Genomic DNA, 17,215 nt, shown 5'->3' with positions numbered 1-17,215 from the left:
ATAAGATTATGAAACTGTTGCTATTAGGCTCAGGCGGACGTGAACACGCCCTGGCATGGAAGATTGCTCAAAGTCCCAAAATCGAGAAACTCTATATCGCTCCGGGAAATGCCGGCACAAGTAATGTAGGCGAGAATGTAGCGATTAAAGCAGATGACTTTACAGCAATCAGAGAGTTTGTAGTAAAGAATAATATAGATATGGTAGTGGTAGGTCCCGAAGACCCGTTAGTCAAAGGAATCTATGACTATTTCAAAAAAGATGAAGCGCTGAAAAACATTCCTGTTATCGGGCCTTCAAAAGCGGGTGCGGTACTGGAAGGCAGCAAGGAGTTCGCCAAAGGCTTCATGCAACGCCATAATATCCCGACAGCCGGTTACAAAAGTATCACTGCCGCAAATCTGGAAGAAGGACTAGCCTTTCTGGAAACATTGGAAGCTCCATACGTACTGAAAGCCGACGGTCTTTGCGCCGGAAAAGGCGTACTGATTCTGCCCACCCTGGAAGAAGCCAAGAAAGAATTGAAAGAAATGCTGAGCGGAATGTTCGGTGACGCTTCCGCCACCGTAGTGATTGAAGAATTCCTGAGCGGTATAGAATGTTCCGTATTCGTTCTGACCGATGGAAAGAACTACAAGATTCTGCCCGAAGCAAAAGACTACAAACGCATCGGCGAAGGCGACAAAGGGCTGAACACCGGTGGTATGGGTAGTGTATCTCCTGTTCCGTTTGCCGACAAAGCATGGATGGAAAAAGTGGAAGAACGTATCATCCGCCCCACAGTAGAAGGACTGGCAGCAGAAGGCATCGACTATAAAGGCTTTATCTTCTTCGGCCTGATTAATGTAAAAGGCGAACCGATGGTCATTGAATACAATGTACGCATGGGCGACCCGGAAACGGAAAGTGTCATGCTGCGCATCAAGAGTGACTTGGTGGAACTGCTTGAAGGAGTGGCAACAGGCAATCTGAATGAAAAAGTCCTGGAGATAGACCCCCGTTCGGCAGTATGCGTCATGCTGGTATCCGGCGGATATCCGGAACATTATGACAAGGGATTTGCCATCAGCGGAGTAGAAGAGATTGAAAACAGCATTGTATTCCATGCAGGAACAGCACTGAAAGACGGACAGGTAGTCACTAGCGGCGGACGTGTCATTGCAGTCAGCTCCTACGGTGCCAATAAAGAAGAAGCCTTGGCACAATCATTCGCCAATGCGAAGAAAATCAATTTCGACAAGAAATATTTCCGTTCAGATATTGGATTCGACCTGTAATCAGCGGACTATCACCCCATGGCAGGCTATGACAAATTCCAAATAGATATGGCAAAGGGAAGATTCACCTTCCCTGTTGCCATCCTTATATGCCTGCTTCTCCGGATCATCACGGGCAATGAATGGCAGGATGTAATCAATTTGCTGGTCTGTGCTTTGACTGCCTATCTGCTGATCGAGATAAACACCGCCTTCACGCTGATACGGACACGCAGTACCTTGCATGTCAGCTTTTACGTATTCCTGTCCACGGCCTGCCTGTTTCTGCATTCCTTCCAGTATGCCGTTTTTGCGCCACTCACTTTTCTGATCGCTATTTCCCAATTATTCAGCAGCTACGAATCTCCCTATCCGGCGGGAAGTATATTCCACGCTTTCTTTTTCATCGGACTGGGAAGCCTGTTGTTTCCACAGTTGCTTTATTTTGTACCTCTGTTCTATTTGGGGATGATCAGTTTCAGATCCCTGTCACTCAAAAGTTTCTTTGCCGGACTTACAGGACTCTGTGTGCCCTACTGGCTCTTTTTCGGCTATGCGTTCTATTACGACAAAATGAATCTCTTCTATCACCCTTTACAGGAGCTTATTCATTTTCAACCCATCAGTTATGGGACATTAGGGATGGACAGAATCATATCCTGTGGAATCATCACCTTGATATCACTGGTCAGCAGCGTGCATTATTTCCATGTTTCTTATTTAGACAAGGTACGCACGCGTATATTCCTTTTTTTCCTGATCGCCGTTGAAGCCTGGATTTATTTACTGGGTATCTTACAGCCACAGCATTTCGACATCCTGTTGCAGATGCAGGTCATTGTAGGATCCATTTTAACAGGACATTTATTTACTTTAACCCACAACCGCTTTACCGGCATCTTTTTCATCATTACATTTGTTCTATTAATAGTTCTAACTATATACAATTTATGGATGCAATTCTTCAATTCCTGATCGACTGGGGATATTGGGGTCTTTTTCTAGGCTCTTTTATAGCCGGAAGTGTTCTTCCCTTCAGTTCGGAGGCCGTATTGGCAGCCTGTGTAGGTCCGTTGGGCTTAGACCCGGTGATCAGTATAACCGCCGCCACCGCCGGCAATGTTGCCGGAGGCATGACCTGCTACTGGATGGGACATCTGGGCAATATGGAATGGATCGAGAAATATTTTCATGTAAAAAAAGAGAAGATGGACCGTGCGGAGCGGTTTGTACACGGACGGGGTGCCTGGATGGCTTTCTTCGCCTTTATCCCTATTTTGGGAAGTGCCATATCCATTGTATTGGGCATGATGCGTGCCAATATATGGATTGTCATTCTCGCTATGACCATCGGAAAGATACTCCGCTACGCCTTATTGGTATGGGGAGTATTGGAAGCCTCCGCTTTAATGCATTAAAATTATGAAACTGGAACAAACAGCAGATGGAAGTTATACCCTCTATGTACCCGAACTGGACGAACATTATCATTCGGTGAAAGGGGCACTGACGGAGTCACAACATATTTTTATCGAAATGGGATTAAAGCATTCTCCCGTTTCCGAGCCCCACATTCTGGAGATAGGACTAGGAACAGGGCTGAATGCCTTTCTGACACTGCTTTCAGCAGAAGAGACCCGACGGAAAGTACATTATACCGGTATCGAACGCTATCCGTTAGCCGAAGAAACCTTGAAGCAACTGGACTACCCCCGCCTGATCGGCAAACAGCATGAGGAGGATTATTACGCCATTCACCGGGCGCCCTGGAACACAGAAACAGAGGTATCCCCTTGGTTCACATTACATAAAATTGAAGATGATTTTACCCGGCTTTTCAACCCGGAGGAAGGCAGCCGTCCCGCCGTTCCCTTATACGATATCATCTACTTTGATGCCTTCGCTCCCGAAAAACAACCCGAAATGTGGGAACAATCTCTTTTCGATACTTTATACAAGGTATTGAATGAAGGAGGTATCCTGACAACTTACTGTGCCAAAGGGGTGGTAAGAAGGATGCTGCAAACAGCCGGATTCACAGTAGAACGCCTTCCCGGCCCTCCGGGGGGAAAACGCGAGATACTGCGGGCAACCAAGTCTGATTAAACTTCTAGGACCGAAACTGATGAATGGTCAAGTTTCACCTAAAACAGTAAAACCGTTGTAAAATCCTTCAAATCCGTCATATACGCATAACTGCATATTTATCAGCAAATTACCATGAAACATTCATCGCTGAATCCGTCATAGATTCTTCATATTCTTTCTCCACGCTGAGATGATTGCCGTTATATACATAAAAAATCTCCGGCTTGTCACAAGCCAGAGATTCTGTTTTATAAATCTAAAGTTTTTATTATATAAGATTCTCCTGTCGGAGAAAGTCTTATCTTGGAATTGTTAGTGAGAGTGCCCCGAAAGTCACTCTCACTTTTTAAGACTCTATTATTAGATCCAATTAGTTCAAAGTCTGTACATAGAATGTCAAGTCTTTAGTCATACCAAATACATCTGTGATATGATATGTGATTTCAATAACCTTACCATTACCTACTTCTTTGGCAATATCAAACTTCATCTTGTTGGTATTGGCAGTTTGAGCAGCACCGTCTAAGATATAAGTCACCACATTTGTAGCCTGTTGATCCATCTTGGCAGAAGGATACAAGCCATAGAATGAAGGATCAGCCTTATCTACAACAATGCTTTGTCTGTTATTTACCAATGAAGAGTTCAATTCGGCACGTAATGCAGCAGTTACACCTTGTGCGGCAGCACGGTCAAACAGATAGTACGGTTTGTCGAATGCATCAGCCAAAGTGAAATCAGTATTGCTTACTTCGAATGCATACTTCAAAATTGTCTGCAAACCATCTGTTGAATAAACAGCTTTTGCAATGAACGGATTCTCTTTTGTACCCTTAGATGCTACTTTTGCAACCTTAGAGTCAGCAATACGGCTGGCAAACTGTAATATAATATCATCCTTAGCTTCTGTATAAACATTGAAGTGATGATATTTAACATCGGTCAAAGTATATGCATCCATGTTGCCGGCTGTGCCATAGAAACCGATTGTATTCCATTCAGTATATAATGAGCTATTTGAGATACCGGCAAGAGTTGCATAGCTTTCATTAGTCTTACCAATAATTTGGAACGAATTAGTCGGAACCAATACTTCATACCAGTTAGCTTCAACATTTGCTTGTGCATTGTAAGCACCATTCTGGTAGTTATAAACTCCCTTGAATGCATCACGCATATCAGCTGCAACAGCATCATAACGGTCCAACAGTTTTTCACCATATACTTTCAATACATCATTTCCGTCTTTGTCTTTAGACCAAGCAGATGTACGGTTAGCTACAGATTCACGTTTGATCGGACAGTTAGTAGGCATCTGCAATTCGAATGAGAAGTTCATTCTTGCCACTTCGTATTGATCATAACGAGTTGCGATTTCTACACGGAATGCGTTGTCCAAAGGCAATGCAATCTTCGTGTTGTCACCACTATACTGACGACCGTCTGTTGTGTAATAAGGAGCAGTTACATGTCCTCCTAATTCGCTGTCAACCTTGAATGTTACCTTCAATGCGGTAATCTTATCCAAATCACGGATGTTTCCGGTCAGACAAGACTTGCCGGTTGCGTCTACATAATCAAATTCAATGTATTTGTCCAGCAATGCACCATTGTATATAACACGGTCCCAAGTACCTTGGTTGTTGATAGGATCACCACCAGTCAGTTCTACATTGAAATCAAGGTCATTGCTACCATATCTCTTATCGAATACACTTCTGTTGATTTCTTGTGGATCAGTTGAATTACCCATGCTGCGTGCAATCGCATCAATCCACTTCATCTTGCCTGCATCTCCCAATGTGTTGAAGAATTCTGTCAAGTCAAGTGCCTTGCTCCATCCATACCATCTGGTTTGATCGGCAATAACCGTAGCATTGAACGGTGCAACGATATCTTCCAGGAACTTGTCAGGAACAGTCACAGCCTCATCATTAAAGTTGACAGAGAAGTAAGTCTTACCTTTCTGACCGTTTATCAAGATGTAGTTGTAAATGAACGGAATAGTATTGTTCACTACAGCTTCTTTCTTAGCGATGAAACGATAACCGTCTGCAGTAATCTCCACACCATATTTTCTGATGGATTCATCTGTAATCTTGCTCTTGTCTATTTCCAGATAGTAGTCATATACCAATACAGAATCTTCTGCCCATTGATCATAGCCGTCAGAACTAAATCCTAGCATATCGAAGGAAGGAGTATATTCCTTTCCATACAAGAATGAGCTTCCTGAAGGAGCAAATGTCAAACCATTAATGTGAATGTTTTCAGTTGCGTTTACATTGCTGGCTTTGAATGTATATACAAACGGGGATTTTACTACTTCTCCATTATTTTTTGATGTAGCTTTCAGTGCAAACAGGTACTTGTCACCATCATTAGCCTTGAACTGGCCTGCATAGTCAGGACGTCCCTGGCTTCCGGCTGCATCCAAATCCCATTTCTGCACGTCACGAGGCAGTAACCACATACCGTTGGCCGATGTGGCACGGGTAGCTGTAGTAGCTTTGCCGGTCCATGCTTGGGGAGCACCAAAATTCAATCCCCAAGGAGTGGTGTTGTCTGTAGAAACAAACGCCCAGTCATAAGCGTCAGCATCAGCACCTGCGGGATTCACTTGCATCTTGATGTCGCGGTCGGCAGTAGGATACATACCTTTCAACATTTTGCCGTTTACAGCTTTATGTCCTGCCCAATCCACGTCATTATTCAATATACCATAATAGATATCGAAATCTTGAGCATAGTTTTGTCCGTTCAGTTCAGGAATAATGCTTAACAATGCAGCTCCACCCGGAATAAAGATAGTCTTCGGCTCACCGTTTGCTTCTGTTACAGTGAAGTTGTAACCACCGGCAACTTCAACCACTCTCAGACCACCGGCAATGTATTTGGTATCCACGTATGCACCTTTTTCAGCATCCCATACCTGCCAATAACCGGTTTCCTCGTTCACTTTGGCATCATGTCCGGCAGCGGCAGCATCACCCGGTTCGCCCTGGTCACCCTTGTCACCCTTATCTCCTTTTGCAGGATATTCAGATTTCACACCGTCAAATGCCCAGTAACCGTCAATGATGGTCACAACTGTACCATTCTTACCGTCTTCACCCTTGTCACCTTTGATAGTTTCAATGGTACTTGTAGAATTGTCACTCCAGGTTACAGTGATACCGTCACCGTTCTTCACTACGTTGGTAACATACTTACCAGCATCAACTTTTGCCTGTAAAGCTGAAAGAGCCGACTTGATATCGACCAGTTCCTTGTCGATGCGGTCAATGTCCTCATCATAGTCTTTACAAGACACAAATGTTCCTGTTGACGAAACCATCAAGGCTCCGAACAGAACTGCACTTAAAAACTTTTTGTTCATAAATAAAGATTTAAATTTATAAATTTAAAAAACTAAAAATTGGTTATACATATACTGTTATAAAAGGACTTCATTCTCTATTTCCAAGTTCACCAGGTTCCTCTCGCGCGCCGCATACCGTTTCGGAGTCATACCCGTCTGACGGACGAAAGCCAGATAGAAAGGACTCTTCGAACCGAAACCGCTCCGTGACGGAACCTCGCCCAGCGGACAACCGCCGTTGCGAAGCAGCTCCTTAGCGTATTCCACCCGGTAGCGGTTAAGCAACTCCTTCAGATGACAACCGAAGTAGCGGTTCACCGCATTGCTCAGGTAAGTCTGGTTTGTTTCGAGCATCATACTCAGTTTCTTTAACGAAAGAGAGGAATCGAGGAACGCCCGGCGTATCTCCAACTGATACAATATACCTTTATATATAAGGCTGTCTGCCGGACGGACATCCGACAGTGACGAGAACCGCGCCGTCCATTCGCGACCGGCGGCACGATAGAGCAATGTCTTCTGCCTTACAGAAGTGCTGCTCGTCTTTTTACGTCTCAGAAACAGGTATTCCATCTAAACTCGTTATTCGTTCTTATTGGCCTTTTATGCAGATCTCTTAGTAAGAGATCTACAAACTGACGATAACAGGCTTTAAATCAAAATATTAACTATACAGATACAAGATTAAATCAGAGCCGGTAGAACCAGAAGAAATACTTTTTTTCACAATATTCCATATTTTTTCCGCGAAAAGTGTACTAGTTATCAAAACTTTCCTTATTTTTGCACGTGAAATGTCGATCTCTTACTAAGAGATTTATACTTTTTTCATCTTCCATACATACAATAACCCATTGATTTTCAATCATCCACAATCAGTTCCTATTCCTGCTCTTAACATATAGTAAGATAAATACATGAACAAAGATTGAAAGGATTTTTTTACAAATCTTATTCTTCACGAATACAAGAGCCTTATATGGCATCTTAAAAAGATTGACAAACGACAAGACACTTCCCACCAAATATAAAGCGCATATTTATAGAGAACGATAAAGAGTACATAGAATGCCATATAGAATCTCTTACCTGAAACCAAGGCTTCTCATACAGCCACAGAATAGCCGTATGAAAAGCCCTAACCAGACTGAAATTGCTTATCAATTGAGCAATTTGGGGAGTATTTGTACCCGATTAATGAGCAATTTGCGTATATTTGTTGTTGTTAAACAGAAAAGATAACATTCATGAAAACCAGACATCACATATTTTCCCCATTGCATCCCGGCAAAAGTATCCTTTGTTCGTGCTGCATGGTACTGATAGTGTGCCTGTTTACCGCCTGTGACAGTAAACAGTCCACTTCCACAAAACCGACCCTGACTGTCACCCTGGAACCCTTGCGCTATTTCACAGAAACCATTGCAGGCGATAAATTCAAGATAGTCAGCATGGTTCCGAAAGGAAGCAGCCCCGAAACCTACGACCCTACCCCCCAACAACTGGTCAATCTGGATAAAAGCACCGCCTACCTGCGCATCGGCTATATCGGTTTCGAACAAGCCTGGATGGATAAACTGACCACGAATGCCCCTCATCTGAAAGTATTCGATACCTCAAAAGGAATAGACGTCATACACGAAACAGGACACAACCACGGTGACCATCATCACGAAGGGGGTATAGAGCCTCATATATGGAACTCCGCACGCAATGCCTCAGTAATCGCCCGTAATATCTACTCCGCCCTGAGTGAACTGGACAGTGCAAACGAACCTTATTTCAAGCATCGGCTGGACAGTCTGCAACAAATTATCGCACAGACAGATACGGACGTTCGTGACCGGCTACAGAATGCCGATACCACTTTCCTTATCTATCATCCGGCACTCAGTTATTTTGCTAGGGACTACGGATTAAAGCAAATCAGCATAGAAGAAGGAGGAAAGGAACCCTCACCCGCCCATCTGAAAAAACTGATAGAAACCTGCCGCCGGGACAATGCCCGGGTTATTTTTGTCCAACAGGAATTCGATACCCGCAATGCCCGGCTGATAGCAGATGAACTGGGAGTCACCGTTGTTCCCATTAATCCGCTAAGTTATGAATGGCGGGAAGAGATGATCAATGTAGCAAATGCACTTGCCAAATAACAGAGCCTTATGACGAATCCCATTATACAACTTACAGATATTTCCGCTTCTTACGATGAGAAGACAGTACTGAGTCACGTCAATCTCACGGTATATGAACGTGACTTCCTTGGTGTAATCGGCCCCAATGGTGGCGGAAAAACCACACTGATCAAGATCATACTAGGGTTACTGAAGCCCGCTTCGGGCAGTGTCCGTTTCTATAAGAACGAAAAGGAAGTACCCGAAATAGCCATGGGATACTTACCACAATACAACAGTATTGACAAGAAATTCCCCATCTCCGTATATGAGGTGGTATTATCGGGGCTCAACAAACAGAAGTCCCTGTTCCACCGCTACACCCCCGAACAGCATGAACTGGTGAGCCGGATTATTGCCCGCATGGGTCTGGAAGGTTTGGAAAGCCGTGCCATCGGCGAACTGAGCGGAGGACAACTGCAACGCGCGCTCTTGGGACGCGCCTTGGTTTCAAACCCTGAGGTTGTCATTCTGGACGAACCCAATACCTACATTGACAAACGGTTTGAGGCCAAACTCTACTCCCTGCTGGAAGAAATCAACAAGGAACGGGCCATCATCCTGGTAAGCCATGACATAGGCACTGTGCTGCAAAATGTAAAAACCATAGCGTGCGTCAACGAAACGCTGGATTATCATCCCGATACGGAAGTACCCACCGAATGGCTGGAAGAGCATTTCGGATGCCCCATCGAACTGTTAGGACATGGAAACTTCCCTCACCGCATCTTGAAATGCCATCATCACGACGAATAAATCCGATTATCGTGACCTAAGCCTTTTCATGCGGCAGGTTAAGCCCTATCCACCTTATCATTAAGCATTTTCTTACGGCAGACTTCTACAGTCGCCGGCAGTGCTCCGTACAGTCCATTGCAACAGACCGTACGGACTACCATAGCAGACTGTACAGTCCACTGTAGCGGTCTATACTGGTTTACCGTATAAAAGACCTTAACCTAACCATCAATCAAGCTTAACCATAGAGTAGAAAAAGGTTAGGAATCCAAAGGTTTCCTTCATCTGTACAAACTGAAATTTCAGAACACAGTATACAAACCAGCAATAAAACATAGAAATTCCGTTAAGGACTGAAAGAAACATTTTCTGCCGCATTCCCTAAGGATAACACTAAATAACAGACCATTGCCTCCCTATTCCAACTTTCTTTCGTATCTTTGCGCCCATTGAACGTTAACGAAACAATAATATATTCATGAAACAGTACAAATTAGTCAACAACCTGGTAGGTTGGTTAGCTTTTGTCATCGCAGCTTATACTTACTGCATGACTATAGAACCGACAGCCAGTTTCTGGGATTGTCCGGAGTTCATCACCACCGGCTATAAATTAGAGGTAGGCCACCCGCCCGGTGCACCCTTCTTTATGCTTACCGCCAACTTATTCAGCCAATTTACAAGCGACCCCAGTCAAGTAGCCAGAATGGTCAATACCATGAGCGCTCTGATGAGTGCGGCTTGTATCCTGTTCCTTTTCTGGAGTATAACCCATCTGGTGAAAAAACTGATATGCCCCGATGACAAGGAGATGACCTTGGGCAAACTCATTACCATAATGGGGTCAGGACTGGTGGGAGCCTTGGCTTATACATGGAGCGACACCTTCTGGTTCAGTGCCGTAGAAGGCGAGGTATACGCTTACTCCAGCCTCTTCACCGCAGTCGTATTCTGGTTGATTCTAAAATGGGAATCCGTTGCCAACGAGCCTCACAGCGACCGCTGGCTGGTTCTGATTGCTTACCTGACCGGACTTTCCATCGGTGTGCACTTGCTGAACTTATTGTGTATTCCGGCCATTGTACTGGTGTACTATTATAAAAAGAATCCCGATGCCAACCTCAAAGGCAGCCTGTTGGCACTTACAGGCTCCATGGTGTTGGTTGCAGCAGTGCTGTACGGTATCGTGCCGGGCGTAGTAAAAGTGGGAGGATGGTTCGAACTGCTGTTCGTCAACAGTTTCGGTATGCCTTTCAACAGCGGTCTGATAGTCTACATCATTCTACTCGCCGCATCCATTATCTGGGGTGTTTACGAAAGCTATACGGAAAAGAGCCGCAAACGCATGAATATTTCCTTCATGGTAACTATCGCCATGCTGGGCATCCCCTTCTATGGCTACGGATGGAGCAGCGCCTTGATAGGCATTATCATACTAGGAATCTTGGGCGTTTATCTGTTTGCTGATTTGAACAAGAAATATCAGATTAGCGCACGTACTTTAAACACCTCTTTGCTGTGCATCATGATGATTATGGTAGGATACTCCTCATACGCCTTGATTGTGATCCGCTCTACCGCCAATACTCCGATGGACCAGAACTCTCCGGAAGACATCTTCACTTTAGGAGAATACCTGGGCCGCGAGCAATATGGAACCCGTCCTTTGTTCTACGGACAGACATACGCCTCCAAACCGGCACTGAAAGAAGTGGACGGAGGATGTGTATATGATGTGACGGAAGGCGCTCCCGTGTATCAACGGAAGGAGAAAGCGACTCCCGATGAAAAAGACAGCTACGAAGTAGTGCGTCATAAGACCGATTACAAGTATGCACAAAATATGCTCTTCCCGCGCATGTACAGCGATGCACACGCACAGGCCTACGAAGACTGGCTGGGCGGCATCAAAGGCGTGCAGGTTCCTTACGACCAGTGCGGACAGATGGTGATGGTGAAAGTCCCGACCCAATGGGATAACATCAAGTTCTTCTTTATCTACCAGTTGAACTACATGTACTGGAGATATTTCATGTGGAACTTTGCCGGACGCCAGAATGACATACAGGGACAGGGTGAAATAGAACATGGCAACTGGATTACCGGAATACCGTTTGTGGACAAGTTCCTGGTGGGCGACCAAAGCCTGCTCCCCTCCGACCTGAAAAACAACAAAGGGCACAATGTATTCTATTGCCTGCCGTTGATTCTGGGACTTATCGGTCTGTTCTGGCAGGCTTACAAGACAAAACGTATCACGACTCCGAATGGGGAAGAGATAGAAGAACCGATAGGTATCCAGCAATTCTGGATCGTATTCTTCCTGTTCTTCATGACCGGTCTGGCCATCGTGCTTTATTTGAACCAGACCCCGATGCAGCCCCGCGAACGTGACTATGCATACGCAGGTTCGTTCTATGCATTTGCCATCTGGATAGGCATGGGTGTGGCGGGTATTGCCCAATGGCTGCAAGGCAAACTGGGTGAGAAACCGGCTTCCGTCATTGCAACTGTAGTTTGTCTGTTCGTACCCATCCAAATGGTGAGCCAGACGTGGGACGACCACGACCGCAGCAACCGTTATGTGGCACGCGACTTCGGACAAAACTACCTGAGCACCGTACAGGAAGAAGGTAACCCGATTATCTTTACCAATGGTGACAACGATACTTTCCCCTTGTGGTACAACCAGGAAACGGAAGGTTTCCGTACCGATGTACGTGTATGTAACCTGAGTTACCTGCAAACGGACTGGTACATCGACCAAATGAAGCGTCAGGCATACGACTCCCCGGCAGTGCCTATCGAATGGAGCCGTCTGGAATATGTACAGGGGCATAATGAAGGAGTGGCTGTACGTCCGGAAGTGATGGAAAGCATCAATAACTTCTACAAGCAGAACCCGGAAGAAGCCGCCAAGGAATTCGGAGACAACCCGTATGAATTGAAAAATATTCTGAAATACTGGGTACGCTCACCCAAAGAAGGTTTACAGCTGATACCGACGGACAGCATCGTCATCAAGCTGGACAAGGAGGCAGTGAAACGCTCGGGCATGATGATTCCCGACTCCCTGCATGGTGAAATCCCCGATTACATGAGTATCTCCCTGAAAGGCAAACGTATGCTGTACAAGAGTGAGCTGATGATGCTTGAGATGCTGGCAAATACCAATTGGGAACGTCCGTTGTACATGGCTATTACGGTGGGTAGCGACAATCATCTGAATTTGGGCAACAACTTCATGCAGGAAGGTCTTGCCTACCGCATCACCCCGTTCAACACCACCCGGCTGAACGCACGCATCGACAGCGAGAAAATGTACGATAACCTGATGAACAAGTTCAAGTTCGGAGGAATCAACAACCCGGATATCTATATCGACGAGACTGTGATGCGTATGTGCCAGACCCACCGCCGTATGTTTATACAGCTGGCTACCCAGTTGATAAAAGAAGGCAAGAAAGACAAGGCGTTGAAAGCCCTTGACTACTGTTCGGAAGTAATCCCAAGCACCACCGTGCCCCACGATTACATCATGAGCAGTTCAAAAGAAATGGCCGACGATTATCTGGCGTTAGGTGAAAAAGAAAAGGGAGAAGCCATTCTGAATGATCTGGCAAACAAATCGGTGGAATACATCACCTGGTACCTGAGTCTGGATGACCAACGCCTGCAAGGTTCATACGAGGACTGTCTGCGCAATTTCTATATTCTGGATGAGATCAACAAGAGCCTTGCCCGCGCAAATGCTGCCGGCGGTGTACAAGGTGAAGGTGAACAACAGAAAAAATCAGATATGGCAAGCCACTATGCCAAGAAGTTTGAAGACCTCTATGAGGTGTTCAACAAACGTGTAGGCGGCGGAGCAGGCAGAAAGTAAATAAAAGGTGTGGATTCTGCGGTGAATCCACACCTTTATATTTGTATAACCAACAAAAGCACACACATTCATGTTTATAGAACAACCCCCGCTGATACTCCGCTGGCTTTATCCACGCGCTTTCTGGCGAATGGACAAGAATGAAAAAGCGGTCTATCTGACTTTCGATGACGGGCCGATTCCCGAAATCACACCGTGGGTACTCGATTTATTAGACAAGTACAATATCAAGGCTACCTTCTTTTTGGTGGGCGACAATGTGCGCAAGCATCCCAAGGAATTCCAGATGATTGTAGAACGGGGACATCGTTTGGGAAATCATACTTTTAACCATATCCGGGGATTCGAATACCGAAGCAAGAACTATCTGGCCAATACGGACAAAGCAAACGAGCTGATCCATACCAACCTATTCCGTCCGCCACATGGCCACATGCGCTGGATGCAGTACATGGTGCTGCGGCATAAATACCAGATCGTAATGTGGGACTTGGTTACCCGTGACTATAGCAACAAGCTGAATGGAAGACAGGTACTGAGGAAGGTAAAACATTATGTGAGGAATGGCTCCATCATTACTTTCCATGACTCCATCAAGGCAGAGAAAAACATGAAATACGCCTTGCCCCGGGCCATAGAATGGCTGTTGGAACAAGGCTATGAATTCAAGGTATTTGACTGATAAAGCCAAATACCTTGTTTTTTTCGTGGCGTATACGCATACCCTCTTGTATATGTATCATTTTATGGCAACTGCCAATGGATTACGTATCTTCCGGGCATATTCTTCCAAATATTTATTCCAATCGGTATCGGCTTCGAAACCATATTTGCTCCAGCCTGATCCCCAATAATAAATATACTCAGCTCCCGGTTCATAATCATTAACCGCCAACACATGGCCCAAAGCATCCCCACGTTCCTTCCGTTCCTTTTCGGAGAACACTTGGGCAAACGCTCCTTTGACGGTAGCCGGGAATACGGCTCCTATGTAAATCACTCCATTGTTATTGGCAGCATTCTCCGTAGAGTCTGCATAAGCTATATAGCCTGCGTCTGCATCAAAACTATATCCCATAGGATTCTGTTTGTGCAATACAATGCCGGTCACCACCGGAGTGATTTCCTGCAAATTGTCAAAAGAAACCACAGTCTTGTTCAACTGCGACCCCTTGTCCAAAGAAATGATACGCGTTTCTATCACACTTGAATCCCCTTTTACAACCAACGGATTATAGACCAACTTAGCTGTGAATCGGAGCGGACCGTTATCCAAGATTTCACAATCCTTGTAACAATAGGGATAAACAATGGTACTATCGGGGAATAAAGCAGCTGTTCCTCCACCCAGAGTCGGGCCCACTGCATAGCAGTCCATTCCGTTTCCATGATCTACATGATAAGAAATACCCCGGTTCAAATCACCGTCATAACGATCCTCCACTACCGGTTCGGACACACTTTTAGTCCAGATATCATAACCAAAGGCACGCTCGCCCTTCTCCTGCAAAGCAGGACCGTATGCACGATAAGCGGCACGGTCATTCTCCCATGCCACATCATCCAGACGTTCGGGATATTGACGCCCGCAAGCAACTACATCCACCGGCTGCGGAGTTCCTTCTGCAATTGTATAAACAGCCGAGGCATCCCCTTTCACCGAAGCAGGAAAGATAAGCATATCATCGTATGTTATCTGATAAGGTACTTCAAGCCCGTTCTCGTCCAATACGATAACCTGTGCCGTATCGGGTAATTGTAGTTTGCCTGTTATTTCAGCCATAGAGATTTCCACCATTTCCCCATTTCTGTCAATGGAAAGCGGATTGGTTATAGTGACAGTCACCGGCTCCTTTTGCGAACAGGAAAACATAGCTAACGCCGTTGCGACTGCTAAAAAGATTTTTTTCATACTATTTATTGTTTGTCGAACTGAAAGACAAAAATACAAAGAATCTGCAAGTATCAACAAAGACACAAGCAGATTCTTTCTATTTATATCTACTAATTATTTAGGCTGCTTACCAATGTAGGCCAGAATACCGCCATCTACATAGAGAATATGGCCATTGACGGCATTAGATGCTTCGGATGCAAGGAATACGGCAGGACCGGTCAATTCCTGCGGATCCAACCAACGGCCGGCCGGAGTCTTGGCACAGATGAATGTATCAAACGGATGACGGCTTCCATCGGGCTGGATTTCACGTAACGGAGCAGTCTGCGGAGTAGCGATATAGCCCGGACCGATACCATTACACTGAATGTTGTATTCTCCGTATTCAGAACAGATGTTACGGGTCAACATCTTCAAACCACCTTTAGCGGCAGCGTATGCAGAAACGGTTTCACGCCCCAACTCAGACATCATAGAGCAGATATTGATGATTTTTCCGTGTCCTTTTTCCATCATCGCAGGCAAAACCGCTTTAGAAACAATGAACGGAGCATTCAAGTCAATATCAATAACACGGCGGAAATCGGCAGCTTCCATCTCGTGCATCGGAACGCGACGGATAATACCGGCATTGTTTACAAGAATATCGATGGTACCTACTTCTTTTGCAATAGTGGCAACCATAGCCTGTACGGCAGGTTCGTCAGTAACATCGCATACATATCCGTGTGCCTTGATTCCTTTTTCAGCGTAAGAAGCCAGACCTTTATCCACCAATTCCTGATTGATGTCGTTGAAACAGATGGTTGCGCCCTGTTCTGCAAAAGCAGATGCAATAGCAAAACCGATACCATAAGAAGCGCCTGTTACAAGAGCTACTTTACCTTCCAAAGAAAAATTCAAATACTGATTCATGATACTTATATTATTAAATTAATGAAGTTATATGATTTATTTCAAGTCTGTAATCAATGAGAAGTCCTGATCACCGTAATCCAGATTCTCTCCACCCATACCCCAGATAAAGGTATAGTTGTGTGTTGCCGCCGCACTATGGATAGACCATTCGGGAGACAAGACTGCCTGATCGCCTTTCATCCATATATGACGGGTTTCATCCACTTCTCCCATAAAATGGCAAACAGCGTGTTCATCGGGCACTTCGAAATAGAAGTAGGCTTCCATACGGCGGCCGTGCACGTGCGCCGGCATGGTGTTCCACACACTTCCCGGTTTCAGTTCGGTCATTCCCATCTGCAACTGGCAGGTAGGCAATACCTGACTGACCAGCATCTTGTTGATGCAACGATGGTTGGACCCTTCCAATGAACCCATTTCAGCAACGATGGCATCTGCCTTGGTCACTTTTTTATCGGAATAGTTACGATGAGCGGTAACAGAGTTAAAATAGAATTTGGCAGGGTTTCCGGCATCTTTACTTTCAAAAGTCACTTCCCGGTCTCCCGAACCCAGATAAAGCGCTTCTTTATAATCCAGTTCGAACACGGCATCTCCGGCTTTGACCACACCGGGACCGCCCACATTGAAGATCCCCATTTCACGGCGGGTAAGGAAATAAGGCGCTTTCAACGGATCGATAGCCTCCAGCTTCAATACCTCCCCTACGGGTCTGGCTCCTCCTACAATCATGCGGTCATACATGGAATAAACCATGTTCACCTCATTGTCCGAAAATACTTTTTCCATTAAGAAATCCCGTCGTATCCTTTGGGTGTCATAGCCTTTGGCATCTTCGGGATGCGCGGCATAACGGATTTCATAATTTGTCTTCATAAGCAGCTATTTTATGTTTTTATA

The 17,215-nt window shown here is 45.3% G+C and carries 13 protein-coding genes; 8 read left to right on the top strand and 5 right to left on the bottom strand.

Going from position 1 to position 17,215, the window contains the following annotated elements:
• The first annotated feature begins 8 nt into the window (after positions 1-8).
• From purD to mnmD, 4 genes are read left to right on the top strand one after another with little or no spacing between them, the layout of a single operon-like run.
• On the top strand, positions 9-1,277 hold the full coding sequence (gene purD, locus RE317_RS00905; protein ID WP_005850053.1) for a phosphoribosylamine--glycine ligase: 1,269 nt from the start codon (positions 9-11) through the stop codon (positions 1,275-1,277).
• Positions 1,278-1,295: 18 nt separating this feature from the next.
• Positions 1,296-2,231 carry a hypothetical protein gene (locus tag RE317_RS00900; RefSeq protein ID WP_005844157.1) on the top strand — a complete coding sequence of 312 codons (936 nt, stop codon included), beginning with the start codon at positions 1,296-1,298 and terminating at the stop codon, positions 2,229-2,231.
• Positions 2,207-2,674: a YqaA family protein gene (locus RE317_RS00895; protein WP_005844155.1), complete on the top strand. Its 468-nt coding sequence runs from the start codon at positions 2,207-2,209 to the stop codon at positions 2,672-2,674. The genes RE317_RS00900 and RE317_RS00895 overlap by 25 nt, the downstream gene beginning before the upstream one ends.
• A 4-nt stretch (positions 2,675-2,678) precedes the next feature.
• Positions 2,679-3,362, top strand: coding sequence for a tRNA (5-methylaminomethyl-2-thiouridine)(34)-methyltransferase MnmD (gene mnmD, locus RE317_RS00890; protein ID WP_005844153.1), 684 nt, complete (start codon positions 2,679-2,681; stop codon positions 3,360-3,362).
• A 352-nt stretch (positions 3,363-3,714) separates the two neighbouring features.
• Here the strand turns inward: mnmD and RE317_RS00885 are convergent, their stop codons facing one another.
• Complete coding sequence (locus RE317_RS00885; RefSeq protein WP_008666559.1) at positions 3,715-6,723, bottom strand: PL29 family lyase N-terminal domain-containing protein; 3,009 nt, start codon at positions 6,721-6,723, stop codon at positions 3,715-3,717.
• Positions 6,724-6,780: 57 nt separating this feature from the next.
• Positions 6,781-7,278 (bottom strand): AraC family transcriptional regulator, encoded by a 498-nt coding sequence (locus RE317_RS00880; RefSeq protein WP_005844149.1) that lies wholly within the window; start codon positions 7,276-7,278, stop codon positions 6,781-6,783.
• Between the two features lie 674 nt (positions 7,279-7,952).
• On the opposite strand from RE317_RS00880, the gene RE317_RS00875 reads away from it, so the two are divergent.
• The 4 genes from RE317_RS00875 (at position 7,953) to RE317_RS00860 (ending at position 14,182) form a co-directional block, all read left to right on the top strand.
• The gene (locus RE317_RS00875) at positions 7,953-8,858 is read left to right on the top strand and encodes a metal ABC transporter solute-binding protein, Zn/Mn family (protein WP_117873354.1); all 906 of its coding nucleotides are present in this window, start codon (positions 7,953-7,955) and stop codon (positions 8,856-8,858) included.
• 9 nt (positions 8,859-8,867) lie between these two features.
• A complete protein-coding gene (locus tag RE317_RS00870; protein ID WP_005844145.1) occupies positions 8,868-9,635 on the top strand; it encodes a metal ABC transporter ATP-binding protein in 768 nt (255 codons plus the stop codon).
• Between the two features lie 460 nt (positions 9,636-10,095).
• Complete coding sequence (locus RE317_RS00865) at positions 10,096-13,500, top strand: DUF2723 domain-containing protein (RefSeq protein WP_005844143.1); 3,405 nt, start codon at positions 10,096-10,098, stop codon at positions 13,498-13,500.
• Positions 13,501-13,570: 70 nt separating this feature from the next.
• The gene (locus tag RE317_RS00860; protein ID WP_005844141.1) at positions 13,571-14,182 is read left to right on the top strand and encodes a polysaccharide deacetylase family protein; all 612 of its coding nucleotides are present in this window, start codon (positions 13,571-13,573) and stop codon (positions 14,180-14,182) included.
• A gap of 57 nt (positions 14,183-14,239) precedes the next feature.
• On the opposite strand, the gene RE317_RS00855 is transcribed toward RE317_RS00860, so the two are convergent.
• The 3 genes from RE317_RS00855 to kduI all read right to left on the bottom strand — a co-directional run bounded on the left by RE317_RS00855 (position 14,240) and on the right by kduI (position 17,191).
• Positions 14,240-15,412, bottom strand: coding sequence for a DUF4861 domain-containing protein (locus RE317_RS00855; RefSeq protein ID WP_005850038.1), 1,173 nt, complete (start codon positions 15,410-15,412; stop codon positions 14,240-14,242).
• 96 nt (positions 15,413-15,508) lie between these two features.
• A complete protein-coding gene (locus tag RE317_RS00850) occupies positions 15,509-16,312 on the bottom strand; it encodes a gluconate 5-dehydrogenase (protein WP_005844136.1) in 804 nt (267 codons plus the stop codon).
• A gap of 36 nt (positions 16,313-16,348) precedes the next feature.
• Entirely contained in the window at positions 16,349-17,191 is an 843-nt protein-coding gene (gene kduI, locus RE317_RS00845; protein WP_117700037.1) for a 5-dehydro-4-deoxy-D-glucuronate isomerase, read from the bottom strand.
• Positions 17,192-17,215 lie beyond the last annotated feature (24 nt).

The sequence above is a fragment of the Phocaeicola sp. GP0067 genome (assembly GCF_031119655.1).
Lineage (GTDB): Bacteria > Bacteroidota > Bacteroidia > Bacteroidales > Bacteroidaceae > Phocaeicola > Phocaeicola vulgatus.
This window is presented reverse-complemented; position numbering and strand designations above follow the sequence as displayed.

Bases quoted from the DNA above. Each gene is read 5' to 3' on its own strand.
- purD (WP_005850053.1), top strand. From the start codon at position 9: ATGAAACTGTTGCTATTAGGCTCAGGCGGACGTGAACACGCCCTGGCA.
- RE317_RS00900 (WP_005844157.1), top strand. From the start codon at position 1,296: ATGGCAGGCTATGACAAATTCCAAATAGATATGGCAAAGGGAAGATTC.
- RE317_RS00895 (WP_005844155.1), top strand. From the start codon at position 2,207: ATGGATGCAATTCTTCAATTCCTGATCGACTGGGGATATTGGGGTCTT.
- mnmD (WP_005844153.1), top strand. From the start codon at position 2,679: ATGAAACTGGAACAAACAGCAGATGGAAGTTATACCCTCTATGTACCC.
- RE317_RS00885 (WP_008666559.1), bottom strand. From the start codon at position 6,723: ATGAACAAAAAGTTTTTAAGTGCAGTTCTGTTCGGAGCCTTGATGGTT.
- RE317_RS00880 (WP_005844149.1), bottom strand. From the start codon at position 7,278: ATGGAATACCTGTTTCTGAGACGTAAAAAGACGAGCAGCACTTCTGTA.
- RE317_RS00875 (WP_117873354.1), top strand. From the start codon at position 7,953: ATGAAAACCAGACATCACATATTTTCCCCATTGCATCCCGGCAAAAGT.
- RE317_RS00870 (WP_005844145.1), top strand. From the start codon at position 8,868: ATGACGAATCCCATTATACAACTTACAGATATTTCCGCTTCTTACGAT.
- RE317_RS00865 (WP_005844143.1), top strand. From the start codon at position 10,096: ATGAAACAGTACAAATTAGTCAACAACCTGGTAGGTTGGTTAGCTTTT.
- RE317_RS00860 (WP_005844141.1), top strand. From the start codon at position 13,571: ATGTTTATAGAACAACCCCCGCTGATACTCCGCTGGCTTTATCCACGC.
- RE317_RS00855 (WP_005850038.1), bottom strand. From the start codon at position 15,412: ATGAAAAAAATCTTTTTAGCAGTCGCAACGGCGTTAGCTATGTTTTCC.
- RE317_RS00850 (WP_005844136.1), bottom strand. From the start codon at position 16,312: ATGAATCAGTATTTGAATTTTTCTTTGGAAGGTAAAGTAGCTCTTGTA.
- kduI (WP_117700037.1), bottom strand. From the start codon at position 17,191: ATGAAGACAAATTATGAAATCCGTTATGCCGCGCATCCCGAAGATGCC.